This is a genomic window from Polaromonas sp. P1_G2 (genome assembly GCF_056405515.1).
Map to the genome: position 1 here is coordinate 1 of NZ_JBFUBY010001764.1, position 359 is coordinate 359.

The 359-nt window shown below is 64.6% G+C and carries 1 protein-coding gene; it reads right to left on the minus strand.

Annotated features, from left to right (window positions below):
- Window positions 1-359 (minus strand): carbohydrate kinase family protein (locus tag AC1D0P_RS32490; RefSeq protein ID WP_477680481.1); only part of this gene is annotated, 359 nt, incomplete at both ends.

Consider the following 359-nt stretch of genomic DNA (forward strand, 5'->3'; position numbering starts at 1 on the left):
CGTCAACAGGCGTGATGCCGGTTTTCGCCTTGGCGGTTGCCGTGGCTGCATAAGAGCCGTCGGCGCCACAGGTCACCACCGCGACCTTGGCGCCACGTATAAGCAAGTCCGCCGCTGTGCGTCCGGCCAGTTCTCCGTCGCCATCGGCGGAACCGAACGCGACGGTCAGCCCATCAATGCCCAGATTGGCGGGATCGGCATTGACGGAGATGTCCTGCGACGCGCTCACTCCGGCAGCCGCAAGCGTGCGACGCAAAGCACCGCCGTCGTCGAGCCAGCCGATATGGACATGGTCCATCGTCTTCAGCACGGCGATATCCGCATTTGACGGCGCATAGCCGGCGCAGACGCCGAAATCC